The organism is Candidatus Clostridium radicumherbarum (genome assembly GCF_045310525.1).
Lineage (GTDB): Bacteria > Bacillota > Clostridia > Clostridiales > Clostridiaceae > Clostridium_AT > Clostridium_AT radicumherbarum.
Map to the genome: position 1 here is coordinate 176,177 of NZ_JBJHZY010000005.1, position 7,523 is coordinate 183,699.

Genomic DNA, 7,523 nt, shown 5'->3' on the forward strand with positions numbered 1-7,523 from the left:
ACAAAAATTGCCGAATAAAGCAAAATTATGCCTTCATAATTTAATATTCGTTTATTATTAGACATTCTTTAGTTTTATGTAATTTATAGTCAATATTTATATCTTCATAAACCTTCTTTACTAGTTTCATTATTAAAATACATAAATTATATATATTCATTCTAATTAAATTTTTACAAAACAAAAAGATCGCAAATTGAATGCGATCTTTTTTAATAAAATTATTCTTGAACTGGTGCTCCAACAGGGCAAACATTAGCGCAATTTCCACAGTCAATGCAGCTATCAGCATCTATTACAAATATGCTGTCCCCTTCACTTATACAGCTAACTGGACATTCTGCAGCGCAAGCACCACAGCTTATGCATGAATCATTAATTACATGTGCCATAATCTAACACCTCCTAAAATATTAGACATAGTTTGTCCATTTCTATTTTATCACTTTTATAAACATTTTCAAGGCTTTTTATAGAATGGTATAGCCTAAGTCTTCTAAGGATTGAACAAGTTTATCTTCATTTATAAGATGAGAATCATAAACAACGTTTACCTCGGATTTTTCTTTATTAATTTGACAGGCTATAACTCCTTCATTATTGGATATAGCCTCTCTAATATTATTAATATCCGATAAACTTCTCAGATTGGCAATCTTAATTGTAGATTTCATAAAGTTTGTTCTCTCCTTAGTTTTCCTTAAAAAGTTCTTTTATTTCTTTATCATCAGCATCTACATCTTGAATTTCCAATTGAATTTCCTCTTCATCTATGGTTCCTTCGTAATTGCCTGATATTAAGGTAACCTGATCTAGATTATATTCCTTTATGAGTTCTTCTCCATCTTTAGCCTTAAACTTTACTTTAATGATTTCTTTAATAACGCTATTAAAAACAACTTCTCCTCTTCCATCCACAGTTTCAACTATTGATCCAACCCTAGGAAGCTTTTTTCTTGTTTCTTCATAGGTATCTTGCTCGTAGTTTAAACAGCACATAAGTCTCCCACAAATGCCAGATATTTTAGTTGGATTTAATGAAAGATTTTGTTCTTTTGCCATTTTAATAGAAACAGGTACAAAATCCCCTAAGAAGCTTGAACAGCATAATGGTCTTCCACAAGGTCCAAGCCCTCCCACCATTTTAGATTCATCTCTTACTCCAATTTGTCTTAACTCAATTCTCGTTCTAAATATAGTAGCTAGGTCTTTTACCAGTTCTCTAAAATCAACCCTTCCATCTGCTGTAAAGTAAAATATGACCTTGTTATTGTCAAAAGTATATTCTACGTCTATTAACTTCATTACAAGCTTATGCTCTGAAATCTTCTGCATGCATATTTCAAAAGCTTCTTTTTCCTTGATTTTGTTTTCATTATGGCTCTTTATATCATCTTCCGTAGCTTTTCTTATAACATTTTTAAGAGGAGATATTATATCTTCTTCCTTCACTAATTTTGGTCCAGTAACACATTCTCCAAATTCGATACCCCTGGCTGTTTCTACTATAACATTATCACTTTTTTGAACATCTATATCACCAGGATCAAAATAATATATCTTTCCTGCCTTTTTGAAACGAATACCAACTACCTTTATCATAAAGCCCTCCTTGCGCGGACAAAACTAAATTATACTATGTATCCAAAAACTTAAGCAGCATATTTGTATATGATAATGAAGGATTTACATTTCTGTCTAACTTTTGCCTAGTTTCATTTACTATATATATAATATCATTTAATCTATTAAAAGAAAACATAGCTGTCATATCTTTTATTTTATCAATTTTATCTTGACTTATAATTAACTCACTGTTGCCCGTTTCCTTAAAAACCATAGCATCTCTTATATAGGCTAGAATCCATGTTAGTACTTCCTGTGAGTTATTTTTATACTTCAATAGCAGCTGTTCATATTTTAAAAATTCTGTTGTATCCTTATTATTAACATCTATTAATAAATTAATAGCTAAATTTCTAATTTCTTTAAATTCTTCATCTTCGATAAATCTATCTGCCCTGCCTGGTATTCCATCGCTAAACGCAATTATTCTTTTTACTTCTTCATCCTTCAGCATTGGATACCTGTTATTTAAGTAGTACTTCATTTCTGCAAAGTTTAGTCTCTCAAGTTTATGTATCTGACACCTGGATCTTATTGTTTCAAGAATAGCTTGAAGATTTTCGCATAATAAAATAATAAAAACTCCCTTAGGAGGTTCTTCAATAGTTTTTAAGAATGCATTTTGTGCGTCAACTGTCATCTTATCTGCCTCATAAATAATAATGACTTTTTTATCTCCTTCATAAGGCTTCTTATAGATTTCAACCATTATTTTCTCAGTTACATCTTTAATTCCCATGGACTGCTTATTGCTTGGAACTCTATATTCATTAAGATCTGCATATTCTCTATCGACTTCTTTTCCTAAAATACTAAGTCCTACGTTGCGAGCCAATATACTTTTACCAATTCCATCTTCACCTATAATAAGATGGGCATGAGAAAACATGCCCATCCTTATAGAAGTGACCATTTGCTTTTTTATACTCTCATGACCTATTATATGATTAAAGCTCAATTATACCGCCTACTTTAGTCTAATTTATATATTTATCTCTCACATTTTTATAAATTTATCTACATCAACTACAAAGACTGTTGCTCCACCCACTTCTACTTCTATTGGATAAGGTACATAAACCCCTGTTGAACCAGCTACCGGTGAAGGTGAAGTAATAACTTGGTCTCTTGTTTTACATACATCTTCAATAACCTTCAAAACTTCATCAACCTTTTCAAGCTCAACACCAATCATTAAAGTAGTGTTTCCAGCTTTTAAAAAACCTCCAGTTGTGGCTAGTTTTGTAACTCTAAAACCTGTATCAGTTAAAATATCTATAAGTTCACCTGCATCATCATCTTGGACAATAGCAATTATAAGTTTCATAATAGCCCTCCTCATTTTATTACTTATTTTTTAAATTTGCATTTCTTAATATATATGTCAATAATTCATTACTATGTTGCTTTTAAATAATTAAATTAAAGAACTTATTTAATTATATATAATTTACATCTTTTTCTATATGTTTGCAATAGAAAATATGTAAATATTTATTTAAGTGTTAAGCAAAAATTAATCTGTTATCCTATATTTTCTACTAAAATTATTATTTTAAACCCTCATACAAATCACCAAAATAAACATAAAGAATATACTAAAATTAAGAGCTAAAGATAAAATATAAAATTTGTTTACCTATTATATGATAAAGGAGGAACTTCTTAATGAGCAGAAAACACAGAGAACGTGAAAACAAAGGTATTTTTGGAGGAAAAAGACCCTCATTACCTACTTTAATTATCCTTATATTAATACTTCTGCAGTTTTCAAACAGAGACTTTGACGACCATAAAGACTTTGGAGGCATTGACAATGGAATATTGTTCATAATTGCTCTTTTCTATTTGAGCTGCTGCAATCCTTGTAAGGATGGTGGAAGACCATACTAATTAACCAAAGAACTCTTTACTTATAAACATGGCCCTTAAATATAAGGGCCATGTTTATTATTTGGAATTTAGCTTTAATATATCATTTATATATAATTTTATATCCTCAAATACCCTTTCAATAGTCTGATTTGCATCAACTTGCTTAATCCTATCTGGGTATCTTTCAATAAGGATATGGTACCCTTCTCTAACCTTTTCATGAAAGGTATTTCTTTCTAAATCCAATCTATTTATTTCTCTTTCTGCATCTTTATTAATTCTGTTTAGCCCAATACTTGGTTCAATATCTAAATAGATTGTTAGATTAGGCATATGCCCTTCTATAGAAAACTCATTTATTTTTAGCACTTCCTCTATACCTAAACCTCTTGCAAAACCTTGATAAGCTAATGATGAATCAATAAATCTATCACATATTACGATTTTATCCTCTTTAAGAGCAGGTATAACTCTTTCAATAAGGTGCTGTCTTCTAGATGCTGCGTATAGCAGTGCCTCAGTCCTGGCATCCATAGCCGTATTATTCCTGTCTAATATTATTTTTCTGATTTGTTCAGAAATATCAATCCCACCAGGCTCTCTAGTTAGTATGTACTTAAACTTTTCTCCTTTTAGATACTCCTCAATAAGTTTAAGTTGTGTTGTTTTTCCAGTTCCTTCTCCACCTTCAATTGTTATAAAAATTCCTTTATTCATTTCTTAAACTCTCCTATTTTATTAGCTATCTATTACAGTAATTTTATTATCATTTATACCAAGTATTGATACTCCATTTTCTAAATAGTATTTTATCACACTTATACAGTTATAATCTATAATCTCTCCAGGATTTAAAATAGGGACTCCTGGCGGATATGGAACTACTGATAAGGCGCAAATCTTTCCTAGGGCTTTATCAATACTTAATTCCACCCGTTTTTTCTCTGAGGCCTCATATGGTAATAACTTAGCTTTGGGAATATAAATTTCTCTTACTCTTACTACATGTTCTCGTATTTCATCCTTGTTGCAATTACTTAATACCTCATATAATCTTTTAAAATCTTCTTCATAATTAAATGGAGAAAATATGAGTATTACATTTGAACCATCGCTCATTTCCGCTTGAATCTTATTTTTCCTTAAATAATTGTAAAGCTTATGGGCACTTAAACCCTCATAAACATTGATTACAAACCTGCTTAAGTCTAGAATATGATAATTTGGTTTACATCTAGCTTCATTAATTATATCCTTCTCTTCCAATACATGAACCCAATTCAATTTGTTAATAAGGCCTCTGTATTTGTTTGCTCTTTTAATTAAATCTTTATAAGCTTCTTTACCATACTCCTCTAAAAAATACCTTCCATAATCCATAGAACACATAAGCATATAGGAGGGGCTTGTACTCAAAAATGTACTAACATAAAAGTCAACCTTTACTATATTAATCTCACTGTCTTTACCTACATGAAGAAAGGCTGTTTGTGTAAAGCTTGGTAAGGTTTTATGTGAGCTCATTACTACCATATCAGCACCTATGGTTAAAGCACTTTCTGGAAGTTCTTCGCATATTCCAAAATGGGCACCATGTGCTGAATCTACTAATACTTTCATATTATACTTTTTAGCTTCATTAACAATTAGCTGTAGATCAGTGCAAATGCCATAATAATTAGGATAAGTTAGTATTATCCCTTTGGCATCTTTATTATTATTTATTAAACAAAGAAAATGCTCCACATCAATGGACATAGGAGCATTATACTTTTTAATTAATTCATTTCTTATATAAACAGGCCTCAATTTTCTAAGAACAATACCATTAAAAATACTTCTATGGCAATTTCTTTCAACTATAATCTTATCTCCTTCATCAAAACATGAAAAAATCATTGCTAAATTTCCACTTGTACTGCCATTTACTAAAAAATAGGATTTCCTGCTCTTATAAAATTTACTTAATTTATCTAGTGATTCTTTTATAATACCTTCAGGATTATGAAGGTTATCTAATCCATCAACTTCAGTCAAATCAGCTTTAATTATATCTTTAAAAAACTCTTCAACTTCAGGTATACCTAAAAAGCCTTCTCCTCCCTTATGTCCAGGCATAGAAAAGGACACGTTATTCTCCCTCACATACCTTAAAACACCCTCTATAAGCGGTAACTTTGACACCTAATATCCTCTCCCCTTAGAGTAACTTTAACTATTGTTTTTTTTATGCAGTCTTTATAATATTCATAAAAATCTGTTTCCATCTCTGCCTTTATAAGTCTATCCTCACAGCATTTGCAAATTCTTTTACCATTAACCATTATACCACTAATTAGAGGCTTTCTACATATTATACATTCTTGTCTAATCATAATTTCCCCCTATAATATTTTTTAATCAATACCCATTAGTTAAATTTTGCCTCTTATACTATATTTTATTCATTGAGTCTTCCCTTTTTATTTTGTCCACATAAATATTAAAACTTTATTCAAATATATTACTAATTTTCGGGAAACAATAATTTATAAGAAATTACATACTTAAAACTAATATATAAATGATAAGTACAGGAGGCAATTAAAAATTATGAAGCAGGAGATGATAAGTTATCTTTCTACAATAAAGGAGGAAATATTTACTCTTTCTAAGTATATATATGATAATCCAGAAGAAAGCTTTTGTGAATACAAAGCATATAATTACATATTAGAATTATTAAGATGTAAGGATTTTAAAGTAAAGGAAAATTTCTTAGATATACCTACAGCATTTTATGCTGAATATGGCAGTGGGCATCCAAAACTCTGCTTCATTTGTGAATATGATGCTGCTTCTAAATCTGGACATATTACAGGACATAATTTAATTTCTGCCATGTCTATAAGTTCAGCCTTATGTTTAACTAAAGTTCTTAACAAATTTCAAAGCGGCACTATAATATTATTAGGCTGCCCTGGGGAGTTTGTAAGTGGGTCAAAGATTACAATGGCAAAGCAAGGAACCTTTACAGATATAGATGTTGTGCTAATGGCTCACCCTGATATAGAGAATTCTGGTACAGGAACCTCAATGGCTCAGCTGCCTATTAAAATAAAGTATTTAAGCAAAGAGTTTATTACATATTTAAAAGAAGGTGAATACTCTTCCTCTGATGCTGCTATTTTTACTTTAAATGCAATTAGTACATTGAAAACTGGCTTTAAAAGAAATTGTGCTATTGATGGTATTAGAATTAAAAATGGTGATTCTCGCCATATTCAGTCAAAAGAATCTGAAATTAAATTTTATATAAGAACGCCTAAAATGATCGAAGCTTGCGAAATTGAAAAGAAAATAAAGGAACTAGTTAAAGTGACAGCAGATTTAATGAATGTTAACTATGAGATATGTATGGATGAGCTTCCTTACGACGAGCTTATACCAAACCAGGCTCTCTCAAGAATATTTGCTCACAATCTTAAAGAAGCCGGTATTATTGATACTCTAGAACCCAAAAACACCTTTGCCGGGCTAAGCCTTGGAACCGTCAGTCATCTTGTTCCCTGTATACATCCCTACATCTCAATAACAGATGATAGTGCAATTAAATTTTCTACAACGGAATTTGCCAAAGCCACAATTTCAGAATATGCTCAAGATAAAATATTGAAAGCAGCTACTGCACTTGCTATAACAGGGCTTGACCTACTAGAAAACCAGGAGCTGCTGAGAGAAATTAAAGCTGAATTTTTTGAAACTATTAAAGAACACCAAGATAAGTCTTGTTTAGTATAGATAGTACTAAAATTATTACTTAGTCGCCCAAGCAGATTGAAGCCCTAAATGGGCTTCAATGGGTAGATTAGACGATGGCAATCGTCGTGTTAGGCTACCCCGTCGTAATGCCATGGGCGACTTTTGTGTAAATAAAAAAAACATTAAGTATTTAAACTTAATGTTTTTAACCTAGCAACGTCCTACTCTGCCACTTAGTCGCCCAAGCAGTACCATCGGCGCTGAGAAGCTTAACCATCGTG

General features: G+C 31.0%; 10 protein-coding genes. 2 read left to right on the plus strand and 8 right to left on the minus strand.

Annotated elements, in window-relative coordinates:
* Nucleotides 1-221: 221 nt before the first annotated feature.
* The 5 genes from ACJDUH_RS18460 to ACJDUH_RS18480 all read right to left on the minus strand — a co-directional run bounded on the left by ACJDUH_RS18460 (nt 222) and on the right by ACJDUH_RS18480 (nt 2,953).
* Entirely contained in the window at nt 222-392 is a 171-nt protein-coding gene (locus ACJDUH_RS18460; RefSeq protein WP_406766691.1) for a DUF362 domain-containing protein, read from the minus strand.
* A 78-nt stretch (nt 393-470) separates the two neighbouring features.
* Nucleotides 471-674, minus strand: a complete 204-nt coding sequence (locus ACJDUH_RS18465) for a heavy-metal-associated domain-containing protein (RefSeq protein WP_406766692.1) — start codon at nt 672-674, stop codon at nt 471-473.
* A 16-nt stretch (nt 675-690) separates the two neighbouring features.
* The gene (locus ACJDUH_RS18470) at nt 691-1,602 is read right to left on the minus strand and encodes a PSP1 domain-containing protein (RefSeq protein WP_406766693.1); all 912 of its coding nucleotides are present in this window, start codon (nt 1,600-1,602) and stop codon (nt 691-693) included.
* A 34-nt stretch (nt 1,603-1,636) separates the two neighbouring features.
* Nucleotides 1,637-2,584, minus strand: a complete 948-nt coding sequence (locus ACJDUH_RS18475) for a DNA polymerase III subunit delta' (RefSeq protein ID WP_406766694.1) — start codon at nt 2,582-2,584, stop codon at nt 1,637-1,639.
* A 39-nt stretch (nt 2,585-2,623) separates the two neighbouring features.
* Nucleotides 2,624-2,953, minus strand: coding sequence for a cyclic-di-AMP receptor (locus tag ACJDUH_RS18480; RefSeq protein ID WP_406766695.1), 330 nt, complete (start codon nt 2,951-2,953; stop codon nt 2,624-2,626).
* A 341-nt stretch (nt 2,954-3,294) separates the two neighbouring features.
* On the opposite strand from ACJDUH_RS18480, the gene ACJDUH_RS18485 reads away from it, so the two are divergent.
* On the plus strand, nt 3,295-3,519 hold the full coding sequence (locus ACJDUH_RS18485) for a hypothetical protein (RefSeq protein ID WP_406766696.1): 225 nt from the start codon (nt 3,295-3,297) through the stop codon (nt 3,517-3,519).
* A 57-nt stretch (nt 3,520-3,576) separates the two neighbouring features.
* Here the strand turns inward: ACJDUH_RS18485 and tmk are convergent, their stop codons facing one another.
* Genes tmk through ACJDUH_RS18500 form a run of 3 tightly spaced genes read right to left on the minus strand, consistent with a single transcriptional unit; the run spans nt 3,577 to nt 5,876 of the window.
* Nucleotides 3,577-4,218 (minus strand): dTMP kinase, encoded by a 642-nt coding sequence (gene tmk / locus ACJDUH_RS18490; protein ID WP_406766697.1) that lies wholly within the window; start codon nt 4,216-4,218, stop codon nt 3,577-3,579.
* A gap of 21 nt (nt 4,219-4,239) precedes the next feature.
* Complete coding sequence (locus ACJDUH_RS18495; protein ID WP_406766698.1) at nt 4,240-5,685, minus strand: aminotransferase class I/II-fold pyridoxal phosphate-dependent enzyme; 1,446 nt, start codon at nt 5,683-5,685, stop codon at nt 4,240-4,242.
* Complete coding sequence (locus tag ACJDUH_RS18500; RefSeq protein ID WP_406766699.1) at nt 5,664-5,876, minus strand: sigma factor G inhibitor Gin; 213 nt, start codon at nt 5,874-5,876, stop codon at nt 5,664-5,666. Before ACJDUH_RS18500 ends, ACJDUH_RS18495 begins: the two co-directional genes overlap by 22 nt.
* 217 nt (nt 5,877-6,093) lie before the next feature.
* On the opposite strand from ACJDUH_RS18500, the gene ACJDUH_RS18505 reads away from it, so the two are divergent.
* The gene (locus ACJDUH_RS18505) at nt 6,094-7,281 is read left to right on the plus strand and encodes a zinc-binding metallopeptidase family protein (RefSeq protein ID WP_406766700.1); all 1,188 of its coding nucleotides are present in this window, start codon (nt 6,094-6,096) and stop codon (nt 7,279-7,281) included.
* Nucleotides 7,282-7,523 lie beyond the last annotated feature (242 nt).

Bases quoted from the DNA above. Each gene is read 5' to 3' on its own strand.
- ACJDUH_RS18460 (WP_406766691.1), bottom strand. From the start codon at position 392: ATGGCACATGTAATTAATGATTCATGCATAAGCTGTGGTGCTTGCGCT.
- ACJDUH_RS18465 (WP_406766692.1), bottom strand. From the start codon at position 674: ATGAAATCTACAATTAAGATTGCCAATCTGAGAAGTTTATCGGATATT.
- ACJDUH_RS18470 (WP_406766693.1), bottom strand. From the start codon at position 1,602: ATGATAAAGGTAGTTGGTATTCGTTTCAAAAAGGCAGGAAAGATATAT.
- ACJDUH_RS18480 (WP_406766695.1), bottom strand. From the start codon at position 2,953: ATGAAACTTATAATTGCTATTGTCCAAGATGATGATGCAGGTGAACTT.
- ACJDUH_RS18485 (WP_406766696.1), top strand. From the start codon at position 3,295: ATGAGCAGAAAACACAGAGAACGTGAAAACAAAGGTATTTTTGGAGGA.
- tmk (WP_406766697.1), bottom strand. From the start codon at position 4,218: ATGAATAAAGGAATTTTTATAACAATTGAAGGTGGAGAAGGAACTGGA.
- ACJDUH_RS18500 (WP_406766699.1), bottom strand. From the start codon at position 5,876: ATGATTAGACAAGAATGTATAATATGTAGAAAGCCTCTAATTAGTGGT.
- ACJDUH_RS18505 (WP_406766700.1), top strand. From the start codon at position 6,094: ATGAAGCAGGAGATGATAAGTTATCTTTCTACAATAAAGGAGGAAATA.